This is a genomic window from Rhodococcus huquni, from assembly GCF_055231055.1.
Window position 1 is genome coordinate 558,333 of sequence record NZ_JBUYWE010000001.1, and the last position, 26,733, is coordinate 585,065.

The following is a 26,733-nucleotide window of genomic DNA, read 5'->3' on the forward strand; positions in this document are numbered from 1 at the left end:
TCACCGCTCGGAAAGATACGCCTCCAGAGCAGGTCCGACGGTTGCCAACACGGCCGGTTCGATCATTTGGTTGTGTTCACAATGAATGGGCACCTCGCGTACCCCTCCTGTCACAGCGGCATCCCACTTTCGAATGTCGTGGTCGTTCGCGTCAGGAGACTCGGTGGCGCGGAAGAACAGCATCTCGCCGTCGAACACCTGGGGCCGGAACTCGTGCATGATCTGAGACGAGGTGGTGAATCCGGTGCTGATCCGTTCGAGATGAGCGGCGGTCAGTCCGGTTTTCTGTCCGAACGCCTCGTCGAGCAGTTCCACCGCTCGTTCGAAGGTGAGTTCGCCGTCCGATCCGTCCTCGGCGATGTCCAGACCGAGCCCATGCAGCAATTCGCCCACCGTGAGTGTGTCCGGCGCGGCGTCGTCGTCCGACGCGATGTAACTGTCCATGACCGCCAATGTGTCCACCGCATCGCCGTCACGTCGCAGTTCGACCGCCATGGCGTGGGCAATGATTCCGCCGAGCGACCATCCGAGCAGGTGGTAGGGGCCGTGTGCCTGTACTCGGCGCATCTCCACGACATATCGGTGAGCAAGCTGTTCGATCGACTCGAAGCTCGGTCCACCGCTGATGATCGGCAGCTGCAGGCCGAACGCCGGTCGATCCTTGGACAGATGTCCCAGGATGCCCGCGTAACCCCATGCCAACCCGATGCCGGGGTGAACACAGAAGATCGGCGGCTTGTCGCCCTTGGCCCGTAGCGGGATGACCACGCCGAGAGCCTCGTCGACCGGGGAGACTGCATTGGACGCCGAACCGTCCGCCCCTTCCGAATCCAGCCGATAGGCGAGCCCGGCAGGCGTCGGCTCCAGGAACATGGTCTGGAGCGGAATGGTCTTACCGAGGCGGGCCTGAAGTTCGGACACGAGCCGGGTGGCGACGATCGAGTTGCCGCCGAGATCGAAGAAGCTGTCGGAGGTGCTGACTCGTTCGACTCCGAGTATCTCGACGAAGATGTCGACCACGGCGCGTTCCGTCTCGGTGACCGGAAGTTGGAACGCGTCGGAGCGAGACCCGAACTCCGGCGCCGGTAGGGCTTTCCTGTCCAGTTTGCCCACCGGGGTCATCGGCAGCTGATCGAGGACGACGACGGCGGCTGGAACCATGTGGGCCGGTAGTCGCTCGGCTGCGTATGCGCGTAGGTCACTGGAATCGACGTCGTGGCCGTCGGTGGCGCGGACGTACGCAGCAAGGAGTGTGTCGCCCGCGGGGCCCACGTGCCCGATCGTCGCGGCGAACGCGATGGCCGGGTGATGAACGAGCACGGCGTCGATCTCGCCGAGTTCGATCCGGAATCCCCGCACCTTGACCTGGAAGTCACTGCGTCCGATGTACTCGATCGTGTCGTCGCTGCGCCATCGCACCACGTCACCGGTGCGGTACATCCGTTCACCCGGTTCACCGAAGCGGTTGGCCACGAATCTGTCCGAGGTGAGACCGAACCGTTCGTGGTAGCCGCGGGCCAACCCGGGCCCGGTGATGTACAGCTCCCCCGGTACTCCCCTCGGCACGGGCTGCAGCCGCGAGTCCAGGACCAGGGCGCCGAATCCGCGAGCGGGCTTGCCGATGTTCACGCCCGTCTCCACGTCCATCGGGTCACTGACGCTGGCTTGAATCGTGGTCTCGGTGGGCCCGTAGCCGTTGAACATCCGACGTCCTGGCGCCCACAGTTCGACAAGATCCGGCGGGCAGGCCTCGCCCGCCACCACGATTGCTTCGAGAGAGTCCAGCCCTACGTCGTCGATGGACGCGAGCGCGGTCGGGGTGATGAACGAATGGGTGACACCGCCTCGGCTGAGCAGATCGGACAACTCGGTTCCGCCGTAGACCGTGGGCGGCACGATCACGACCCGCGCGCCGGCCCCGAAGGCCATCATCAGTTCGAACACGGAGGCATCGAAGCTCGGCGACGCCAGGTGCGACACCCGCGAATCCGCTGTGACGCCGAACCTCTCGTGTTCCTCGGCCGTGAGGTTGGCCATGCCGCGCTGCGTCACGATCACGCCCTTGGGCTGCCCCGTGGAGCCCGAGGTGTAGATGAGATACGCCGGATGTGCGAGATGCAGTCGGCCCGTGCGGTCTTCGTCCGTCAGTGGAGCACTCGACACCCCGTCGACCGATTTCTCGAAGTCGGCGTCGTCGACCACGAGCCACGGCACGGTGTCCGGTAGGTTCTCACGCCTCGCCGTCACGGTCAGGCCCACTGCGGCGTGGCAGTCCGAAAGCATGTATTCGATGCGGTCGGCGGGGTATGTGGGGTCCACGGGGACGAATGCGGCCCCTGCTTTCGCGATGGCCCAGATCGACACCACTTCCTCGATCGCGCGGGGAATTCCCAGCGCGACGAAGGTTTCGGGGCCCACTCCCCTGTCGACGAGGACACGAGCGAGCCGGTTCGACCAGGCATCCAGTTCGCCGTAGTCGACGACTCGATCCTCGTATACGACTGCGACGGCGTGCGGATCGCGCCTGGCGGCCCGCGACAGCAGATCGGGCCAGAGCTCGGACGGTACGGATTGCTTGCCCACTGCGGGTACGAGATCGGCCACCTCGTCCGGGTCGAGAACGTCGAAGTCGCCGATCGCCACTGTCGGATGTTCGACCGCCGCGGCGAGCACCCGCACGAACCGGTCGGCCAGCTTCCGGATCGTGTCTCGCTCGAACAGTGCCGTGGCGAAGTCGAATCCAGCGGTCACACCGGATGGTGTTCCGTCCTCTTCGAACTGCTCGATGAGGATGAGTTCGAGGTCCTCCTTCGCGATGTGCGTGTCGAGGTCGATACCTTCGATCCGCAGATCGGGCAGCTCGAGCACCGGATTCTCGTTGTTCTGGAACTCCAGGGCAACCTGGAACAGCGGCGAGTAGGAAGTCGAACGGGTGGGATTGAGTTCTTCGACGAGCCTTTCGAACGGCAGGTCTGCATGTCCGAACGCCGAGAGATCCGTTTCTCGAATCTGCTCCATGATCTCGACGAACGTTGCCGACGAATCGATGTGGTTGCGCAGTACCAGCGTGTTGACGAACATCCCGACCATGTCGTCGAGCGCAGGGTCACCACGACCCGCGATCGGTGTACCGATCACGACGTCGTCGGTCGTACCGAGGCGGGCGAGCAATACGGCAAGTGCGGCATGGGTGACCATGAACATGCTGGCACCGACGGATCGCGACAGGTCCGTCAACTGCCGGTGGAGTTCGCTTTCGATTCGGAACTCGACCCGGTCCCCGGCGAACGACTGTTGGATCGGCCGTGGATGATCGGTCGGCATCTGAATGACGTCCGGAAGCCCGGTCAACGTGTCCGTCCAGTACCGAAGTTGATGCGAGAGCACCGAATCCTCGTCGTCCTCGCTCCCCAGCACCTCGTGCTGCCAGAGCGTGAAGTCCGCATACTGCACCGGCAACGGCTTCCACTGTGGGACGGCTCCGGCGATTCGTGACGTGTAGGCGTTCATGACATCCCGGGCCATCGGCGCGAGCGAGTAGCCGTCGGCCGCGATGTGATGAACGACGAGGGTCAGGATGTGCTCTTCGCTTCCGGTACGGAAGATTCTGGCGCGCACCGGCAATTCCACTGTGACGTCGAACCCGCGCGAGACGAACGAGGTCAGCACGTCGACCAGATTGTCGGCAGCGACCGGGACGACCTCGGTGTCACCCGACCCCATCCCCGGCTCGAGTACTTGCTGTACGGGCTCGCCGTCGACCCGTGGGAAGAGCGTCCGAAGCGTCTCGTGGCGTGCCAGTACGTCGGCGAGCGCCCCTCTCAGTGCAGGGACGTCCAGAGTGCCGGTCAGACGCACGGCGAGCGGAATGTTGTATGCGGCAGAACTCGTATCGAACTGGTTGAGGAACCACATCCGCTTCTGCGCGAGTGACAACGGAACCCGATCCGGTCTGGCGGCTGCCACCAGCGCCGGCCGCTTACGGGCCGCGCCGTTGCGGTGTTCGAGGTGGGCGGCAAGCGTGCGAACGGTCGGCCCTTCGAACAGGGCACGGACACCGACATCGGTTCCGAGTACTGCGGCCAGCCTGGAGGTGACTCTCGTTGCGACGAGGGAGTTGCCGCCGAGCGCGAAGAAGTCGTCGTCGACACCGATCGAAGCGAGGCCCAGCACGTCCCGGAACACCTCGGCCACCGTCTGCTCCATGGGCGTCGCGGGTTCCCGGTATTCGGTTCGGTTCGTCCGGAACTCCGGTTCGGGGAGTGCGGAGCGATCCAGCTTTCCGACCTTGTTGATGGGGATCTCGTCGAGAACCATGATGGCCGTGGGAATCATGTGGCTGGGGAGCCTCGAGGACAGACGAGCGGTGATCTCCGCGACGTCGACCTCCTCGCCCGCGACGGGCACGACGTAGGAAGCCAGAACCGTGTTCCCCGCGGGGCCCTGGACACCGACGGTGACCGAGAAGGACACTCCGGGCTGCGCCATCATCTCGGCGTCCACCTCGCCGAGTTCGATCCGGAATCCGCGAATCTTGACCTGGAAGTCGGCGCGGCCCACGTACTCGATGGTGCGATCGGCGCGCCAGCGGACGATGTCACCGGTTCGATACATCCGCTCCCCCGGCTCACCGTGCGGATTGGCCACGAAGCGTTCGGAACTCAACTCCGGTCGACGGTGGTAGCCGCGTGCGAGGCCGGCCCCGGCGATGTACAGCTCGCCCGGCATGCCGACACCGACCGGTTGGAGGCGCGAATCGAGAACCAGTTCCGCCACGCCTCTGATGGGGCCACCGATGGTGATCGGCTCTCCCACCGTCATCGGTTCGCTGATGTTCGCCATCACCGTCGTCTCGGTCGGGCCGTACGCGTTGGACAGGCTCCGCCCCGGCGCCCAACGGGTGACGAGTTCGGGCGGGCAGACCTCGCCACCGAATGCGACGTGCTGGAACTCGTCCAGTCCGGTGGGATCCACCGTGGACAGCGCGGCGGTCGTGACGAAAGCGTGCGTGACGTGCTCTCGCCGAATCAGATTCGCGAGCTCGCTGCCGCCGTAGACGTCGGGTGGGGCGATCACCATGGTTGCTCCCACGCCGAAGGCCTGCAGGTACTCGAAGACGGCCCCGTCGAAGCTGGGGGTCGAGAAGTGCAAGGTCCGTGACGCCGCGTTCGCACCGAATCGCTGCCGTTGGTCCTCCGCGAAGTTGTCGAGGCCCTCGTGGGTCACCACGACACCCTTCGGCTTGCCGGTGGAGCCGGACGTGTAGACCACGTAGGCGGCGTTGTCGAGGCTGATCGGCGACCGCCGGTCGGCGTCGGCGACCGGGAGCGCCGGTTGACTCTGCCAGGTCTTCGCGAACCTTCGCGAGTCGCAGGTGAGCCACTGCAGCGAGGACGGCAGTGCATCCACGTGGGCCGACAACGTCAGGCCGATGGCGGCACCCGAATCCGTCAGCATGTGTTCGATCCGCTCGCTCGGGTAATTCGGGTCGACGGGCACGAATGCGGCACCCGTCTTCACGACCGCCCACATCGCCAGGACGGACTCGATCGACCGCGGAATACCCAAGGCGACGAAGGATTCCGGTCCCGCTCCCCGAGCTATGAGGACCCGCGCCAGTTGATTCGAGCGTTCGTCGAGTTCGCGGTACGACACGTTTCGACCGCTGAACGTCAACGCGGTGCGGTTGGGATCGAGCGCGGCCGCATCCTCGAGAATCTGCGGCAGCGTTCGAACGGAACGACCCGGGTGGCCGTTCACCGGAGCCAGCTCCCCGAGTTCGGATTCGGACAGCAGGTTCAGGTGCGCCAGCGGGAGATCCGGGTTGTCCGCAAACGCGGTGAGTGCACGAACGATTCGGCTTCCGACGAGGGCTATTCTTTCGTCGTCGAACAGGTCGGGTGAGTATTCGAGTTTGAGGTTCAGTTCGTCCTCACCGGATGTGACGATCGCCAGCGGGTAGTGCGCGGAGTCGTGCCCCTCGACCGCATCGACTCGCATGCCGGCGATGTCCGTCGCCTTGCTGAGCCCGGCACGATCGACGGGGTACGACTCGAACACCGTCAGAGTGTCGAAGGCTGCGGCAGCTCCCACCGCGTTCTGGATGTCGGAGAGTCCGACGTGGTGATGGTCGAGCAGATCCGCCTGTTCCGTCTGGAGGCGATCGAGCAGTCTTCCCAGCGTCTCCCTGGGGTCGAGAACGACGCGTACGGGCAGCGTGTTGATGAACAGACCGACCATCGATTCGATTCCGGGAATCTCGGGAGGACGACCGGAAACGGTCCCGCCGAACACCACGTCGTCACGCCCCACCATTTCGCCGAGCACGATCGCCCACGCCGCCTGCACCACCGTGTTGAGGGTCAGTCCGCGTGAACGGGTGAGCGCGCGAAGGCGTTCGGTGATCGGTGCCGATACGACTTGGGATGTCTCCTCGGTCACCGCCGCCGCGGTCCGTTCGGTGTCGACGGCCAGGATGGTGGGTTCGTCCACACCGTGCAGTGCGTGACGCCAGGCGTCCAGAGAAGCGTCGGTGCTCTGGTTCGCCATCCACGCCAGGTAGTTGCGATAGGGCGGAACGGGCGGCAGTACGGCCGCGTCGCCGTTCGTTGCGTACAGGGTCAGGAGGTCACGCAGCACCAAAGGCGTCGACCATCCGTCGAGCAGGATGTGGTGATTGGTGACGAGAAGCTTGCAGTCGGTTCTCGACATGCGCACGAGGGTCATTCGGAACAGCGGTGCGGTGGCCATGTCGAACTTTTCCGCGCGATCCTGTGCTGTCACTTCTTCGAGCTTCGCCGCACGCTCTTCGGGCCCGAGAGCACTGAAGTCGAACTCGGTCCACGGCAGGGTCACCCGACTCTGCACGATCTGGGCCGACGTACCAGTGCTGTCGTGCACGAAGGCAGTTCGTAGGTTCGGATGCCGGTCGAGCAGCGCCTGACCAGCGGTCCGTAGCCGCTCGGAATCGACGGTCCCGCCCAGTACGAGGGTCAACTGCACCATGTACGGGTCGATCGATTCGTCCGCCAACTGCGCGTGGAACAGCAGGCCCGACTGCAACGGGGACAGCGACCAGATGTCGGACAGGCCCGGGAATTTGCTTTCGAAGCGATCGATCGCCTGCTGGTCGATGTCGACGAGATCGAGGTCCGATGGGGTCAGCCCGCCGGACGAGGGACGCGCGACGTGCTCGGCCAGCGCGGTGAGTGCATCGACCCAGAGGCCCGCGAGTTGTTCGACCTCGTCGGCCTCGAACACGCCGGCCGGGAAGGCCCACGTCGCGCGCAGTTCTGTCCGGCCGTCCACGGACGTGGTCATCGCGTTCACGTCCAGGACCGTGGCAACCGGAATATCCGGCGCAGGCTCGTCTTTCAGCTCGGTATCGGTGACGGGAAGCCATCCGTATTCCGAGGATTGTGCCTCCGTCGTGCCGGCGATGCGACCGAGGTAGTTGAAGCTGATCTGCGGGGTACCCGAAGCACCGAGATCCGTACCGGCCTGCGTGAGGTAGCGCAGAAGTCCGTAACCGATGCCGTGATCGGGTACGGCGAGCAACTGTTCCTTTACTGCCTTCACGGCCGCACCCGCGGAATGGCCGCCGTCGAAAGCGTCTTCGAGATCCACGCCGCCGAGGTCGAGACCTACGGGGAACATGGAGGTGAACCAGCCCATGGTGCGACTCAGATCGGCGCCGGGAACCACGTGCTCTTCGCGGCCGTGACCTTCCAGCGTGATGAGGGTCCGAGCGCTCGGATCACCGCGGCGCGATCGCCAACGTGCCACCGCCAACGCAAGTCCGGTGAGCAATCCGTCGTTCACGCCGCCGTGGAAAGCTTCGGGAAGGGTCGTCAGGAGTGCGTCCGTGACGTTTTCCGGTACGGTCACCGTCACCCTGTCGACGGTCCCACTGACGTCCACCGTGGGATCGAGTGGGCGGGACCCGATCACCGGGTCTTCCCCATCGAGCACCGCACGCCACATAGGCAGCTCGTGGAGCCGTTGGCCGGCCACTTCGACCAGTGCATGCGTCCAGCGACGCATCGACGTGCCGACCGGAGCCAGATCCACGGGAATGTCCGCTGCGACCTGCGCCCACGCAGTTGCCATGTCCGGCACGAGGACACGCCAGGACACGCCGTCGATGACGGCGTGGTGCGCCACCACCAGCAGGCGTCCGCCCAGTGGTCCGGCATCGAACCACACGAACCTGATGACGATCCCGTCCGACGGATCGAGTTCGGCGGCGGCGATCTCGAGTTGGGCCGCGGCGTTCTCGGCGAATGCCGTCCCGGTCACCGAAGCCACGGAGACTCTGGTCAGCACGCTCTCCGCCGGTACCGATCCGGGTGGCTGGACCCGGACTGCAGTCGTGGTTCCGCCCGAGATCAGACGACTTCTCAGCACGTCGTGATGATCGAGCACCGCCTGCAGCGCCGCTTCCAGACGCTCACGATCCGCGCCCATCGGCAGTGTCAGCAATGCCGTCTGCGTGTATCGGCGATAGTCCCCGCCGCGTTCGAGGAGCCATTCGAGGATCGGCGTGGTGGGCATGGCACCCACGCCACCACCCTCGAGTTCCTCCAGGACCTCGGTGTCGGATGTACTCGCCACCGAGGCCACTGCCGCGAGGCCGGCGACGGTCTTGTGTTCGAACACTTCTCGCGGGGTGAGCGCGAGGCCCAGCGCCTTTGCCCGGGACACCAGCTGGATCGACATGATGCTGTCGCCGCCGAGACCGAAGAAGGAGTCGTCGACACCCACCGAATCCATTCCGAGCACTTCGGCGAACAGTCCTGCGAGGATGCTTTCCGTCTCGGTACTCGGAGCCCGGTTCGACGTGGCGAGGATCCCGAAGTCGGGCGCCGGTAGAGCGCGGCGGTCCAGCTTTCCGTTGGACGTCAACGGCAACTCGTCCAGGATCATCAGAGTCGCGGGCACCATGTACGAGGTCAGCTGGGTGCCGACGAACTCGAGCGCCGCGTTCGGATCCACCGTGCTCCCGTTCTCCGGGACCACGTAGCCGACCAGCCGACTCGGCCCCGAGCTGCCATCGTGGACGGTGACCACGGCGTGTGCGATTCCGTCGTAGCGCAACAGGGCCGCTTCGATCTCGCCGAGCTCGATGCGGAATCCACGGACCTTCACCTGGAAGTCGCTGCGGCCGAGGTATTCGAGATGACCGTCCGCGTTCCAACGCGCGACGTCGCCGGTCCGGTACATCCGTTCGCCGGGCCAGCCGTGCGGGTCGGCGACCATGCGCGTCGAGGTGAGCGCTTCTCGTCCGAGATAGCCTCTCGTCACCTGATCGCCCGCAACGTACAGTTCGCCGCTCACACCTACCGGCGCCGGATGGAGTCGATCGTTCAGAACGTAGACGCGAAGCCCGGGAATCGCCCGCCCGATCACGCTCGCGGAGGCTTCTGCGGCCCGGCGCTGATCGAGTGGCAAGTGGCTGACGTGCACGGTGGTCTCGGTGATGCCGTACATGTTGACGAGGGTCGGCGACGAATCGCCGTGCCGCCCGTACCACCGCGACAGCTGCCCGAAGTCGAGGGCCTCACCGCCGAACACGACGTATCGCAGTGCCAATCGCTGTGCATCGACACCACTTTCGGACACGATACGGTCCGTCTCCGACAGCTGATAGAACGCGGTCGGCGTCTGATTGAGGACGGTCACCTGCTCGTTGCGAAGGAGTTCGTGGAACATCTCCGGGGATCGCGCCGTGTAGTAGTCGACGACGACGAGCCGCCCGCCGTGCAGCAGCGGGCCCCACAACTCCCACACCGAGAAGTCGAACGCGTACGAATGGAACATCGTCCAGACGTCGGTGTGGTCGAACTCGAACTTGGCCTGCGTGTTCGCGAACAGAGTCAGCACGTTGCGATGGGACACGACCACGCCCTTGGGCCTGCCCGTCGATCCCGACGTGTATATGACGTACGCCACCGACTCCGGTGTCAACGCAGTGGTCCTGTCTGCGTCCGTGATCGGTGCACCGGACGTGGCAGCGAGTCGTTCCATCACGGACACGTCGTCGATCGCTACGAGACTCGCAGCGTCGGCGTCCATGCTGCCGGCCAGTTCCGTCGTGGTGACGATGCACTGCGGCACGGCGTCCTCGAGCACGAACGCCAGTCGGTCGGCCGGATAGTTGACGTCCAACGGCAGATAGCCGGCCCCCGACTTGATGACGGCGAGCAGCGCAACCACCAGCTCCGCATTTCGCGGAAGCGCAACCGCAACCAACGCTTCGGGCCCCACACCGCGCTCGACGAGAAGTCGCGCGAGCTGGTTCGATCGCTCGTCGAGTTCGCCGTACGTCAGTGTCAGGTCTTCGTAGGAGACGGCCACGGCGTCGCGGTGCTCGGACACGCTCAGCGCGAAACGGTCCACCAGCGTGTCGGGAGCCTCGGTGATACCGGGCGTGTTCCATTCGTCGAGCATCGTGTGGCGCTCGGCCGGGCTGGTGCATGCGATGTCGCCTACCGGCATGTGTGGGTCGGCCGCCAGGGCGCGGAGAACTCGTAGGAATCGTTCACCGAAGATCTCGACGGTGTCCGCATCGAACAGGTCCGTCGCATACACGAACTCTGCGGTCATGCCGGCGGGAACGCCGTTGTCGTCGTGGTGTTCCTGGATGCCGAGTTGGAGGTCGAACTTGGCCACCTCGAGGTCGAAGGCGACACCCTCGACGGCCAGGTCGGGCAGTTCGAGCGCGGGCGCTTCGTTGTTGCGGAACTCGAGCATCACTTGGAACAAGGGGGAACGATCGGTGGCGCGTTCCGGAGCGAGCACGTCCACCAGTCGTTCGAAGGGCAGGTCGGAGTGCTGGAAGGCGGCCAGGTCGGTGGCCCGCACATCCGCAAGGAGATCGACGAAGGCAGCGGCCGGATCCGCGGTCGCCCGTAGGACGAGGGTGTTGACGAACATGCCGACGAGATCGTCGAGTGCCGCATCACCGCGTCCGGCGATGGGTGTCCCGATCGCCACGTCTCGGGTAGCTGCCAGTTGGGACAGCAGCACCGCGAAAGCAGCGTGCACCGTCATGAACATCGTCGCACCGTGTCGACGCGACAGTGCCGTCAGTTCGCGGTGCAGCTCCGCGTCCACCGAGAAGCCCGAGGTGGCGCCGTGGAAGGAAGGTTGGGTCGGCCGCGGTCGATCGGCCGGAAGCGCCAGCAGTTCGGGCAGATCGGCCAGCCGGTCGGTCCAATAACGCAGTTGACCCGCAATCAGTGAATCCGGATCACTCTCCGAGCCGAGTACCCGCTCCTGCCACAGCGAGTAGTCCGCGTACTGCACCGGTAACGGCTCCCACTGCGGGTCCGCGCCCACCATCCGGGCGGCATACGCCACCAGTACATCGCGCGCCAGAGGCGCCATGGAGAAACCGTCGGCGCTGATGTGGTGCACGACGATGACGAGCACATGATCGGTCGGGCTCAATTCGAACAGTGTGCTTCGAATCGGGACTGCCGTGGTCACATCGAATCCGGCGGAGGCCAGTTCCTCGATGCGCGTGGGCAGTGCTCGCTCACGGATGGGCACGACGTGCAGCGCAGGTACGGCGCGGCCGGCCGGCAGCACCACCTGGGTCGGCTCGCCGTCGAACGACGGGAAGACCGTGCGTAGCGCCTCGTGCCGACCGAGTACGTCCTTCATGGCGGCTCGAAGGGCCTCGACATCGAGGCGGCCGGACATTCGCACCGCCAGCGGCACGTTGTACGCAGCCGAGGTCGTGTCGAACTGGTTGAGGAACCACATCCGCTTCTGCGCCAACGACACGGGGACGTGCAGTGGCCGTTCGACCGCCTCGAGAGGTTGTCGCGCCGCCGCGGTGTCCGAGGTTTCGAGGACACGGGCGAGACGATGGACGGTGGGTGATTCGAACAGACTTCGGACGCTGACGTCGACTCCGAGCTCGGCACTCAATCTCGCGACCACACGAGTAGCGATCAGCGAGTTGCCTCCGATGTCGAAGAAGTTCTCGTCCACTCCCAGACGCTCGACGCCCAGCACGGTGGCGAACACGTCGGCCACGGCCCGCTCAGTTGCGGTGGCGGGTGCACGGTACGAGTCGGCCGCGGGCAGGAAACGCGGTTCCGGGAGTGCGCCGCGATCCAGTTTGCCGACCGGAGTCAGCGGAATCTCTTCCAGCACCATGATGCTGGCGGGCATCATGTGCCCGGGGAGCTGCCGAGCGATGAACACCCGCAGGTCCGGCACGTCCAAACGGCTGTGGTCCTCGGCCAGGACATACGAGACGAGAACAGTGTCGCCGACCGGCCCCGGACGACCGACGGTGACGGCAAAGGACACGTCGGGCGAACTCGTGAGCGCTCCGTCGATGTCGCCCAACTCGATTCGGAAGCCACGTACCTTGACCTGGAAGTCGCTACGACCGAGATATTCGACCGTGTGGTCGGGACGCCAGCAAGCGACGTCCCCCGTCCGGTACATCCGCTCGCCGGGCGCACCGTAGGGGTTCGCGACGAACCGGGAGCCGGTGAGTCCGGGACGGCGATGATAGCCGCGGGCCAATCCCTCACCCGCGATGTACAACTCGCCGGGCACGCCCGTGGACACCGGCTGCATGCGCGCGTCGAGGATCACTTCGTGCACGCCGCGGACCGGGCCGCCGATGGTGACCCTCTCCCCTGGCGTCAGCGGCTCGCTGATGTTCGCCATGATGGTCGCCTCGGTGGGCCCGTACCCGTTGTACAGACTGCGGCCGGGGCCCCACCTGCCGACCAGTTCGGCCGGCACGGCCTCACCGCCGGCCACCACATGTTCGAACACCTCGAGCCCGTCCGGATCGACCGAGGCGAGTGCGGCCGGGGTCACGAAACCGTGGGTGACGCGTTCGCGCCGAATCAGCTCTGCCAGTTCGGTGCCGCCGTACACGGTCGGCGGGACGATCACCATCGTCGCCCCCACCGCGAACGGCAGCAGGTAGTCGAGAACGGAAGCGTCGAAGCTCGGCGACGAGAAGTGCAGAGTCCGCGAACGAGGTGTGGTGCCGTACCGGATTCGCTGCTCTTCGGCGAAGTTGTCCACGCCGCGGTGACTGACCACCACTCCCTTGGGGGTGCCCGTCGACCCCGAGGTGTAGATGACGTAGGCCGGATGGTCGTAGCGCAGCGGCCGGGTGCGGTGCGCGTCGCCGAGGGGCTCGTCGACTCCGACGTCCAGGATTCGCGCGATCACCGGATCGTCGAGCACCACCCACGGCACGGTGTCCGGCAAGGTTGCGTGGTCGGCAAGGACCGTGACACCGAGTCGGGCCGCCGAATCGGTCAGCATGTGCTCGACACGATCGAGCGGATAGCGCGGGTCGACCGGTACGAATGCCGCTCCCGTTTTGGCGATCGACCACACCGTCAGAACCGATTCGATCGACCGCGCGATACCGAGAGCAACGGTGTCCTCCGGTCCGACTCCACGCTCGACGAGCAGCCGCGCCAGTCTGTTCGAGCGCCGGTCCAGCTCTCCGTACGTCATCTCGCGGCCCGCATACGTGAGCGCCACCGCGTGTGGGTCGATCGCTGCCGCTGCTACGAGGAGCTCCGGAAGGGTCTGTTCGGATCGGCCCGGCTTGCCCCGCGCGGGTACGAGAGAGTCCTCTTCGTCGGCGGACAGCAGACGCAGTTTCGCCAACGGCAGATCGGGCTCGTGGGCGAGTGCGCCCAGTACACGCTGCACGCGCTCGCCGATGCGCTCCATGGATTCGCGTTCGAACAGGTCCGGGAAGTACTCGAGTTTCAGCGCGAGTGTCTCGTGTGCCGATGCGATGAGGGCGAGCGGATAGTGGGCCGCGTTCGCGCTGTCGTGGACGTCGACGACGTGCATGCCCGCGATGTCGGTGGTCTCGGTCAGCCCGGCACGGTCCACCGGGTACGACTCGAACACGGTGAGAGTGTCGAACACCGCTGCGCCGCCTACCTTCTCCTGCACGGAGGTCAGCCCGAGATAGTGATGGTCGAGGAGATCGGCCTGTTCGTTCTGTATCCGCCCCGCGAGTTCGGCGAGCGTCTCGTGTGGATCCAGCGTCACCCGAACCGGGAGGGTGTTGATGAAGAGGCCGACCATCGATTCGATTCCGGGAATCTCCGGTGGCCGGCCGGACACGGTGCCGCCGAACACCACGTCGTCTCGGCCCAGCAACTCGGCGAGCACGATTCCCCAGGCGACCCGGATCAGGGTGCTCAACGTCAGGCCCCGTTGCCGGGCGAGACTCCGCAGTTCCTCGGTGGACTCGGTCGACATCTCGACCAACAGTTCGTCCGACGTACCGTCCTGGGTGACGGACTGCTCGGCTGCCGACAACAGGGTCGGTTCCTCGGCCCCCGCCATTGCCCGTGACCAATGTTCGAGCGACTCCTCGATGTTTCGGTCCGCCATCCACGACAGGTACGACCGATAGGGATGGACGGTGGGCAGTGCCTCGGCCGCACCGTCGGTCGCGTACAACGTCAGCAGGTCGCGCAGCACCAGCGGCATCGACCACCCGTCGAGCAGGATGTGGTGGTTGGTGATGACGAGTTGCTGTCGGTCGTCGCCGAGTTGCAGGAACAGGAACCGCAGCAGCGGCGGCGTGTCCATGTCGAAACCCCGCGCGCGGTCGGCCTCGAGGATGGCATCGATTGCCGATTCCTGTCGGTCTGCATCGAGGTGCGAGAGGTCTCGTTCTTCCCACGGCACGTGAATCCGTCCGCTCACTATCTGTACGGCTGTCCCCTCCGCGTCGTGGACGAACGCGGCGCGCAGGTTCGGGTGCCGCTCGAGCAGTTCGTCCCCCGCCAGCCGCATGCGATCACCGTCGGCACCCACGAGTTCCAAGGTGAGCTGAACCGTGTACGAGTCGATCGACTGCTCGGCAAGGAGCGCATGAAACAGAAGACCGGATTGCAACGGTGACAACGACCAGATGTCCTCCAACGACGGGTACTTCTCGTCGAAGTGGTCGATGGCCGTCTGATCGATCGTGACCAATGGCAGATCGGAGGGGGTCATGCCCCGGGCATCGGGCCTCCCGGCATGCTCGGCGATCGCGGTCAGTGCCCGAACCCACAGCCCCGCCAGTTCGCTCACGTCTTCGGCGTCGAGCACACCGCTGGCGTACGACCAGGTCGCCCGCAGATGGGACCGGCCACCGACATCCGTCGTGACGGCGTTGATCCCGAGGGCGGTGGCCACGGGCGTGCCCCGGTCCTGAGTTCGATCCATGTCGACCTCGGCGGTCGGTGTCCAGTCCACCCGCCCCGACGCGTCGGCCACGTCGGTCGAGAAGCGGCCGAGGTAGTTGAAGCTGATCTGCGGAGACCGAGCGCCGTCGAACGCTGCCGACGACTGTGCGTCCAGATAGCGCAGCATCCCGTACCCGATGCCGTGGTCCGCGATCGCGAGAAGCTGCTCCTTGACTGCCTTCACTGCGGCTGCGGCTGCTCGTCCGCCCGCGAAGGCATCGTCGAGATCGATTCCGTCCAAGTCCAGACGGACGGGGAACATCGAGGTGAACCAGCCCACGGTGCGACCGAGGTCGGCCCCCGCCAGGACTTGTTCCTCGCGGCCGTGACCCTCGAGTTCGACCAGTGCGTCCGTCGCGTCGACGCCACGAGTCCGCCGCCACTGTGCGAGTGCGAGGGCCAGGGCTGCGAGCAGGCCGTCGTTCACGTTCCCACGGAATACTTCGGGCACCGTGGTGAGCAGGGCGTCGCTGACCGAAGGCGGCAGTTCCACCGATACGCGGCCCAGCGTCGAATTGACGTCGACGCCGGGGTCGAGTGGTCGCGTCCCGATCAACGGGTCCGGCCCCGTCAGAATCTGCTGCCAGGCGTCCAATTCGCCGCGCCGCGCAGGCGCGGCTTCGACCAGCCCGTGCGCCCACCGGCGCATGGAGGTCCCGACCGGTTCGAGCGTCGTCTCGGTGCCGGAAGCTCGTTGTGCCCAGGCCGAGGCGAGGTCCGGGACCAGTACCCGCCAGGACACGCCGTCGATCACCGTGTGGTGCGCGACGACCAGTAGGCGGCCACCGCGGGCACCGTCGGCGATCCAGACCACCTGCAGCACCGCGCCGTCGTACGGGTTCAGCCGGTTCTGCGCCTGCTCGAGTTGCGCAACCACGAACGCCGCGAACTCCGGGGTGCCCGGGGCGGCGGTCGTCGACACTCGGCGGATCAGGTCGACAGCGTCGAGGGAACCCGCCGGCCTGATCTCGAAGTGGTGACCGGTATCGGAGGCCACGAGACGTGCTCTGAGCATGTCGTGTCGATCGATCACCCTTTGGAATGTGGCGGCCAGTTCACCGAGGTCGACGAGATCGGCGGGCGCGGTGAGGAGCGCCGATTGCGACATGCGACCGAAGTCGCCGCCGCGCTCGACCAGCCACTCGACGATCGGGGTGGCGGGGGCCGTACCGACGCCGCCGCCGTCCAATTCTTCGAGAATCACGGCGTCGGCCTCGTCCGTCGCCGTGGCGACGACGGCAAGGCCCGCAACGCTCTTGTGCTCGAACACGTCGCGTGGGGACAAGGCCAGGCCTACGGCTTTCGCCCTGGCCACCAGTTGGATGGACATGATGCTGTCGCCGCCGAGTGCGAAGAACGAATCGTCCACACCGACCGATCCCAATCCGAGAACCTCGGCGAAGATTTCGGCAAGGGTACGTTCGCGGTCCGTGCTCGGTCGTCTACCGGACGAGGCTTCACTGCCGAAGACGGGTTCCGGGAGCGCTTTTCGGTCCAGCTTCCCCACCGGCGTCAACGGCAGCGTGTCCAGCACCACGAGGGCCGACGGAACCATGTACGGAGCCAACCGTTCTCCGGCATGGACGAGCACGGCGGTCGTGTCGACGGTGGCTCCCTCGGCGGAAACCACGTAGCCGACCAGTCGGGTGGGGCCGTTGCCGCCGGTGTGCGCGGTGACCACGGCGCGGGCGATGTCATGGTGCTCGGTCAGAGCTGCCTCGACCTCGCCGAGCTCGATACGGAACCCGCGGATCTTGACCTGGAAGTCGCTGCGGCCCAGATACTCGAGCCGGCCACGAGAATTCCACCGGGCCAGGTCACCGGTGCGATACATCCGTTCCCCGGCGTCGCCGTGCGGGTTCGCGACGAACCGGTCCGCCGTGATCGCGGTGCGCTCGTGGTAGCCGCGCGCGAGACCCGCGCCGGTCACGTACAGTTCGCCGGTCACACCTACGGGGACCGGATGCAGGCGCGAGTCGAGCACCATTTCCCCACACCCGATCGGCGGCCGGCCGATCGTCACAGGCTCCGCCGGGTCCATCGCGTCCGTGACACTCGACACGACAGTGGCCTCCGTGGGGCCGTACGCGTTGAACATCCTGCGGCCCTGCGTCCCCCACTGGCGGACCAGTTCCGGTGGGCACACGTCACCACCCGTGGCGACGCACACCAGATCGTCGAGTTCGTTCGCATCGACAGAGGCCAGTGCCGCAGGGGTGACGAACGCGTGGGTCACTCGTCCCCTGCGCAGCACTGCACCGAGTTCGGTGCCGCCGATCACGGAGGTCGGGGCGATCACCATGCACGCGCCCGCCCCGAAGGCCAACATCAACTCGAGCACGGAGGCATCGAAACTGGGCGACGAGAAGTGCAGGGTTCGCGAGTGCGGTGTCACCGCGAACCGGGTCCGCATGTCCTCGGCGAAGCCGGACAGACCCCGGTTCCCGACCACCACGCCCTTCGGCGTGCCCGTCGAACCCGATGTGTAGATGACGTACGCGGGGTGATCGATGTGCAGTGGCCGGGTCCGGTCGCGGTCGGTGAGCGGTGCATCCGTGTAGGTGTCGAGTTCGCGGGCGAACTCTTCGGTGTCGACGGCAAGTTGTCGTCGGTCGACCGAATCGGGCAGATTCGCCGCGTCGCCGACCCGCGTGAGCACCAGGGCACTACCCGAATCCGTGAGCATGTGCTCGATTCGGTCGGCGGGGTACCCGGGGTCGACCGGCACGTAGGCGCCGCCGGCCTTCGCGACCGCCCACACGGACATGATCGATTCGATCGAACGCCCCAGTGCCAATGCCACGATGCTCTCGGGTCCCACTCCCCGCTCGACCAGTGCGCGTGCGAACTGATTCGAGAGTCGGTCGAGTTCCCCGTAGGTGACCTCGGTTCCTTCGTGGAAGAGCGCGGGTGCGTTCGGATCCACCGCGGCGGCCTCGAGAATCGCGGCGAGCGTAGCAGGGGGCATTCCGGTACCACCGGAAACCGGGGTGAGCGCTCCGCGGTCCGTCTCGGACAGCAGGGCGATGTCGCCGATCGCCGTGTCCGCATTCGTGGACACGGCGTGCGCGATCCGGTCCAGGTATCCGGCGAACGTCGCGATGGTGGCCGGTTCGAAAAGGCTGGTCGCGTAGGTGAAGGACGCCGACATTCCGGCGGGTTCTCCCGACTCGTCGAACTCTTCGGTGAGCGTCAGTTGCAGATCGAAGTTCGAGATGTCCGGGGTCAGATCGATACCGGTCACGGTGAGACCGGGCAGTTCGAGGTGTGGGGGTTCGTTGTTCCGGAATTCGAGCATCACCTGGAACAGCGGCGTGTGCGCCGTCGATCGCTCCGGCGCCACCTCGTCGACGACTCGCTCGAACGGCACATCCGAGTGGTGGAAGGCGTCGAGGTCGGTGTCACGAACCTGAGTGAGCAACTCCGCGAACGACATTCCGGGATCGGTCGCCGCACGCAGCACCAGCGTGTTCACGAACATTCCCACCAGGTCGTCCAAGGCGGTGCGGCCACGTCCTGCGATGGGTGTGCCGATGGCGATGTCGTCGTTGTCCCCCAGGCGTGCGACGAGCGTGGCCAGCACGGCATGGACCGTCATGAACACACTTGCATCGTGCGCACGTGCAGTGGCCGTCAGTGCCCTGTGGACGTTCTCGTCCAACCTGAACTCGTGGCGTGCCCCCTTCATCGACGCCGTACCAGGACGCGGATGGTCGATCGGAATCGACGACAACTCCGGTAGTCCTGCGAGGGTCCCGGACCAGTACCCGAGTTGCGCGGCCAGCACGCTGCCCGGGTCGTCGACGGCACCGAGAGCGTCCCGTTGCCACAGCGAGTAGTCCGCGTACTGCACCGGTAGAGGCGCCCACGCCGGCGGTGTGCCCGCAGCCCGGGCGACGTAGGCCGTCATGACGTCCCTCGCGAGCGGCGTCATCGAGAAGCCGTCGGCGCAGATGTGGTGCACCACTATGCACAACACATGTTCGTCCCGGCCGATTCGCATCAATTCTGCTCGCAGCGGCGGCGCGGCGGTGACATCGAATCCGGCGCCGGCCAGGGCCGCCAACCGGGTCGCCGCGTCGTCCTCGGCCACCGGAACCGGCCGCAGCGGGGGCATCACGTCGTCGGCGCCGAGGATCACCTGGGTGGGTTCACCGTCGTACATGGGGAATTTCGTGCGCAACGATTCGTGGCGTTCGAGGACGTCCCTCATCGCCGAGACGAGCGCATCCACATCCAGGTCACCGCTCAATCGGATGGCCATCGCCACGTTGTACGCGGCCGAGGAGGTATCGAACTGGTTGACGAACCACATGCGCTTCTGCGCGAGAGAGATAGGGATTCGCGCCGGGCGAGGTTGTGGCAGCAGTGCGGGAAGTTCTCCGCCGCCAGGCATCGATTCCGCGGTCGCCGCGAGGGATTCGACGGTCGGCGCGTCGAAGAGTTCCCGCACGCCGATCTGCCTGCCCAGTGCTTCACCGGCCCGCGCGACGAGCCTGGTCGCCACGAGCGAATTGCCACCGAGGTCGAAGAAGTTGTCGTGGACACCGATTCGGGGGACATCGAGCAACTCGGCGAAGATCGAGGCCAAGACCTCTTCCACGGGGTTGCGGGGCGCCACGAACTCGGTGCGGGCAAGCAGCAGGTCCGGTTCCGGCAACGCCTTTCGGTCGAGTTTGCCGGTGGCACCGAGCGGAAACTCGGACAGGATCACGAATTGGCCGGGGACCATGTAGGCGGGCAAGGTGCGCGCAGCGGAGTCCTGCACGACCGACAGGTCGATGTCACGACCACGCTCCGCTACGAGATAGGCAACCAGCCTCTCCCCTGTCGCCTCACGCGAGTGCACGACGACCACCGCCTGCGCGACCGCCTCGTCGCCCAGCAGTGTGGCTTCGATTTCGCCGAGTTCGAGGCGTTGTCCCCTGAGCTTCACCTGGAAGTCCGTGCGCCCGAGGTAGTCGAGGTTCTCGTCGGCGGACCAGCGCACGACGTCGCCTGTGCGGTACATGCGCGCGCCCGCATCGAACGGATTGGCAACGAAGCGGTCGGAGGTGAGGTCACTGCGCCCGACGTATCCGCGCGCGAGTTGCACACCCGCCAGGTACAGCTCGCCGGGAACCCCGACCGGAGCGGGATGCAGCCGGGAATCGAGCACGTACACCTGTGTGTTCCAGACGGGTGCGCCGATCGGAACCGACCACTGCTCCTGCCCCGTGCACTCCCACGACGTGACGTCCACCGCAGCTTCGGTCGGTCCGTACAGGTTGTGGACCTCCGCATCGGCAAAACTCCGGAAAGCGGACAGTGTGGCGGGAGGGAGCGCCTCACCACTGCAGAACACGCGGCGTAGCCCCGCACACTCGGAAGCGTCTGCGCCGGCCACGAACGTAGCGAGCATCGAGGGTACGAAGTGCATCGTCGTGACGGCGTGCTGTGCGACGAGACGAGACAGGTACTGCGGGTCCCGATGGCCGTCGGGTGCGGCCATCACGAGCCGCGCGCCGACCTGCATGGGCCAGAACAGCTCCCACACGGAAACGTCGAAGGTGACCGGTGTCTTCTGGACCACCACGTCGTCGCAGGAGAGCGGGTACCGATCCTGCATCCACAGCAGTCTGTTGACGATCGCTCCGTGCGTGACCGCGACGCCTTTCGGCCGGCCGGTCGAACCCGACGTGTAGATGACATACGCGGTGTTCGCGGCTGCGAGGCCGGCCCGCCGCTCGGCGTCGACGACGGGGCTCTCGCCGCGAGCCGAAAGGTCCAGGGTGTCGATCTCGAGGACGGGAACGGCCGCGTCCACCGTGAACTCGTCCGTCGTCGTCGTGAGAACACACACCGGTGTCGCACTCTCGAGCACGTAGGCGGTGCGGGCGGCGGGATGATCCGGGTCCAACGGCACGTACGCCGCGCCGGCCTTGGTGACCGCATAGATCGCCACCATCAGGTCGACCGAGCGCCGCAGAGCGACCGCGACCCGTGATTCGGGTCCCACTCCCCGCTCGATCAACTCTCTGGCCAATCGGTTGGCCAGCGCATCTAACTCGCGGTAGGACAGCGACTCCTCGTCAGCCACCAGCGCAACAGCATCGGGTGTGGCGGCGACCTGTGCGTCGAACAGATCGACGAGTGTCAGGTCCGGCAGGTGAGCGGATGTCGCATTCCAGTTCCGCACGACACGCTGGTATTCGGGCCCGCTGGTCAGTGGCGCGTCCCCCACTCGCCTGCCGGGGTCCGAGGCGAACAGGTCGAGTAGGCGTTCGAAGCGCATGCCCGTCTGTTCCATTGTCGCCGCGTCGAAGAGTTCAGCGGCGTAGGAGAGTTCGACCTCGAGTGGACCGGTGCCGTCGGCCGTGGTCGCGGGTTCGGTCACGATGACCTGAAGATCGAACTTGGCGGTATCGGTGTCGACTTCGTCTACCTGAACCCCCAATCCGGGCAGTTGGATGCCGGTCTCGGCGGCCCCCTGCAGAACGAGCATGATCTGGAAGAGCGGGGAGTGCGATTCGGTGCGGGCAGGCTGCAATTCGTCCACGAGCAGTTCGAACGGAACGTCGGAGTCCTCGAACGCCGCAAGGTCCGCACTGCGGGTGTCACCGAGCAGGTCGGTGAACGTCCGTGCCGGGTCGACCGTGGTACGAAGCACCACCGTGTTGACGAACATGCCGATCAGATCGTCGAGTTCGCCGCGTCCACGTCCGGAAACGGGTGAACCGATACACACTTCGGTACTCGCCGACGTGCGGCCGACGAGGACGGCCAACGCCGCATGCAGCACCATGAACAGGGTCACGTCGTGAGCGGCCGCAAGTTGCCCGAGGCGCGCGTGCAGATCTGCGCCCAGCGTCAATCGATGTCGACCGCCCCGCATCGACTGGCGTGCGGGTCTCGGCCTGTCGGTCGGAAGGGTAGACGACTCGGGTGCTCCGGTGAGTCTGTCCACCCACCGCCGCGTCTGCAGGGCCAGAACACTGTTCGGGTCGTCGACAGCGCCGAGCAACTCGTTCTGCCACTGAGTGAAGTCGGTGTACTGCACCTCGAGTGGGGTCCAGTCCGGTTCGCGCCCGTCCGCCCTCGCGACATACGCCGTGACGACGTCGCGAGCGAGCGGCCCCATGGACAGGCCGTCCGCAGCGATGTGGTGTGCGACGAGCAACAGAGTGTGATCGTCGACGGCGGTCCGGAAGAGCCGGGTACGCAGTGGCGCGTCGACCGTGACGTCGAACCCCTGCTGTGCGTCGTGTGCCAGCCGCGACGGCACGTCCACCGGATCGATCTCCACGACGGTCGGATCAGGGGCGACCTCGTCGACCGGGCGCACATCCTGGATCGGGCCCGAGGCGGTGTTCGGGTAGACGGTCCGCAGACTCTGCTGGCGTTCGACGACATCGGCAAGTGCTGCGACGAGCACGTCGCGGTCGAGTTCACCCCGCAGGCGAATGGCGATCGGAATGTTGTACGCGGCCGAGCCGGTGTCGAGTTGGTTGACGAACCACATCCGCTGTTGGGCGGCGGATACCGGTACCGGGCCCTCGGATCGACGCGGCGTCAGTGCCGGTACCGGTGTTCGTCGTTCTGCGTCGCCTGCTCGCGCATCGACCCGGCTCGAAAGCTGCGCAACGGTGGGGGCCTCGAAAAGATCGAGCACTCCGATGTCACAACCGAACGCGACATTGATGCGCGACACCACACGGGTGGCGACGAGTGAGTCGCCGCCCAGATCGAAGAAGCTGTCGTCCACCCCGACTCGATCGACGTTCAGCAGGGCGTGGAACACGTCGACGATCCGCGATTCCGTCGGCGTTCCCGCTTCGCGATACACGCTCGAGGAAGCTTCGAAGTCCGGTTCCGGAAGTGCTTTTCGATCGAGTTTTCCGGCCGGGGTGAGCGGCACCTCGTCGAGGATCACGATCCGTGCCGGCACCATGTGGGTGGGAAGCCGGTCGGCGGCGCGAGCCAGGATGTCCGCCTGCTGGACCTCGGCACCCTCGTCGGGCAGTACGTAGCTCACGAGCAAGGTGTCACCGGACGGTGCGACGTGCCCCGTCGTGACCGCGAAACGTATGCCTGGGCAGGAGCGCACCACAGAATCGATCTCGCCGAGTTCGATTCGGAATCCACGAATCTTGATCTGGAAATCGGTGCGCCCCAGATATTCGAGCTCGCCCTGCGCCGTCCAACGCGCCAGGTCGCCGGTGCGGTACAGGCGTGCGCCGGCGGGTCCGTACGGGTCCGCCACGAAGCGTTCTGCTGTAGTGGCGGGTCGGCGGTGGTATCCGCGTGCCAGGCCGGAACCCGCCACGTAGAGCTCTCCTGGCACCCCGGCCGGAACGGGGTGCAGCCGCGAATCCAACACCAGTGCTGCTGTTCCCCGAGGTGGGCGTCCGATCGCAACCGGCCGGCCAGCCACGAGTGGCCCACTCACGGCCGCGACCACGGTCGCTTCCGTGGGACCGTAGGCGTTGAACATTTCCCGCCCCTCGGCCCACTGCGTCACCAGAGCGGGCGGGCACGCCTCACCGCCGGTGATCACGCACCGCACATGGTCCAGGCCCGTCGGATCCACCGATGCCAAAGCAGCGGGAGTCACGAAGGCGTGGGTGACCAGGTGACGGCTCATCACCTCGGCTAGTTCGGTGCCGCCGTACACCGTCGGTGGGACGACGACCATCGTCGCACCTGCACCGAAAGCCAACAGCAGTTCCAGCACGGACGCATCGAAGCTCGGCGACGAGAAGTGCAGCGTGCGGTCTTTCGGCGTCACCCCGAACCTGGCCCGCATGTCCTCGGCGAAGTTGGCGAGGCCGCTGTGGGTGACGATCACGCCCTTGGGCGTGCCGGTCGAACCCGAGGTGTAGATCAGATATGCGGGATCGGCCGTCTCGATCGGTCCGGTCCGGTCCGCCGAGGTGATCTCCGACGAGGCCTGCCGGCCGAGGCGCCGTTCGAGCTCGTCGTCTCCGAGCGACAACCACGGCGTGGTGTCCGGCAGTTGTTGCAGGTGTCGGGCGGTGGTGATTCCGATACGGGCCTGGGAATCGGTCAGCATGTGTGCGATGCGATCCGCTGGATAGCCAGGGTCGACCGGAACGAACGCGGCGCCGGTCTTCGCGACTGCCCAGGTGGCGACGACGGATTCGATCGACCGTGCCACTGCGAGCGCCACCACGGCGCCGGGTCCGGCACCGTCCTCCAGCAGAACCCGCGCGAGACGGTTGGCGCGCTCGTCCAGCTCCTTGTACGTCAGTGTCCGGTCGCCCTCGATCAGCGCCGTGTTCGTGGGGTTCCGGTGTGCCGCATCTGTGAGGATCTCCGTGAGTAGGCGCGGTGCGGTTGCATCGGGCCCGCTTACGGGAGCGAGACCGTCCAACTCGTCGGGAGTGAGCAGCGCGAGGTCGCCGACCGCTACGTCCGGTCGAGTTACCGCATCCGTCAGCAACCGCACGAATCTGTCTGCAACGGACTGGGCAGTAGTGCGGTCGAACACGTCGGTCGCATACGACAGGTGCCCGGACGGACCACGCTCCCCGTCGGCCGAGGAGTGTTCTTCCAGCACCCACTGCAGGTCTGCAGTGGGTGCCCAGGTCTGATGTCCGCCGGTATCGGTTCCGGCACCCGACGCGAGCGTCACCGATGCGCCGACCGGCGCCTCCCCTTCCGTGTCGGCATGATCGAACGCCGCGACCTCGGTACGTCGAACCGTGCCCACGTGTTCCGTGAACGACCGGTCGGTGGCGACACCGGTTCGCAACGCGAGCCCAGCGGACCGTCCCGGCACGGGAGTACCGACCACTACGTCGTCGGTGTCGCCGATCCTCGCGAGCAGGGCAGCGAGGCTCGCGTGATGCACGGTGAAGATGTCGACACCGGATGTGTCCGCCAACTCCGCAGCACGCGCCGCAACCTCGGCGGGCACCTCGAAATCGACTGTGTCGTAAGTGCCCTCACGAACAGCGGGACGCTGCCTGTCCAGCGGCAGTGACATCGAATCCGGCATGCCCGCGAGCGTCCGGGACCAGAAGTCACGAACCTGCTCCTGGCGGCGGAACCCCTCGGCCAGTTGTGCACTCGCCGCATGGATGTCACCGACGAGAACGTCGCGCTCCGCCCGGACGAACTCCTCGACAAGTTCCACGAACCGACCGTGGTGTTCGCCCAGTTCCGCTGTGTCGTACCGATTCGGATTTCCCCGGAAGTCGACGAGAGTGCGCGCGGAACCGCCGCTCTGGTAGATGTTGACCAGAAGATCGTCCACAGGCCCGGACGTCACGATCTCGTACTCACCGACCAGATCACCCAGGATGATCTCCTGGTGGAAGAGCATCACGTTCACCAGTGGCCCGGACAGAGCGTTTGCGGTCCCCGCCAGCCCGGCGTCGCGGCGGATGTCCTCGACACTGCATCGTTGATGGCGCAGCGCACCCATCAGTTCGAGCTGCACTCGGGCGACGAGTTCTCCCACCGAATCTTCTCGGTGCACCTCGATTCGGAGGGGCGCGACGTTCACGAGCATGCCGCCGGATCGTTGCAGCGGAGCTGTCGTGCGCGCGGAGACGGGCAGGTTGACCAGAACGTCGGTCCGACCTGTCATACGCGACATGTAGCAGCCGAACGCCGCGATCAGCACCGCCGCAGACGTGGCCCCCACGCGATCGCCGGAACCATCCAGATTCGCCACCGCGACATCGGAGAGCACGGCGCTCTCCAGATGGCTGTGCGCCGCCGCCGGGGCGTCGACTGTCGCCAGCGTCGAACCGCGTTCGATTCCATGAATGTGCTCCGCCCAGTACTCACGATCGGACGCGAAGCGGGTCGAATCCCGATACTTCTGATCGAGCTCGTACAGGTCACGAAGGTCGAGGGCGCGGCTCGGACCCGCGTCGGTACCGCGTACGGCAGACGTGTACAGCGCGGCGATGCGGTTCAGCATCGTCATACCGCTGTATCCGTCGAGCGCAACGTGATGAATTCTGGTGTACCACCAGTACAGGTCGCCTTCGAGCCGCAGGACGGTCATCTCGACGAGACGATCGCTCGTCAGACGTAGAGGGTGTTCGCAGTCGTCGGCCATCCACGCCCGCGCTGCGGCCTGCGGATCGTCCTCGTCGCGGAAGTCGCGGTACCCGATCGACGGATCGATCGAGGAGTCCACCACCTGATACGGCTCGCCGTCCACGTCGAGCAACCTCAGGAACGGTGACTGGAATTCGTGCGCTGCATCGACGGCCACGCGGCTCAACAACTCGAGGTCGAGGTCACCTCGCAACTCCACGTACTGCGCGATGAACTTCGGCACCGTCGGCGTGAGCTGCTGCGCGAACCACATGCTGCGCTGCACCGACGACAAGGGGAACGCTCCCGCCGGCACCCCGCCGTTCGTATACGAGTCCCGTGAATTACTCATCGTTGTCCCCCATCGGATAGACGAGCAGAAGAGAGCTGGGCGAGCAGGTGTCACCGACCGCCGAGGCAGCTACCT

General features: G+C 66.0%; 1 protein-coding gene. It reads right to left on the reverse strand.

Going from position 1 to position 26,733, the window contains the following annotated elements; genetic code table 11:
* Nucleotides 1-26,658: a non-ribosomal peptide synthase/polyketide synthase gene (locus ACZI8R_RS02675; protein WP_463377996.1), complete on the reverse strand. Its 26,658-nt coding sequence runs from the start codon at nucleotides 26,656-26,658 to the stop codon at nucleotides 1-3.
* Nucleotides 26,659-26,733: the final 75 nt, after the last annotated feature.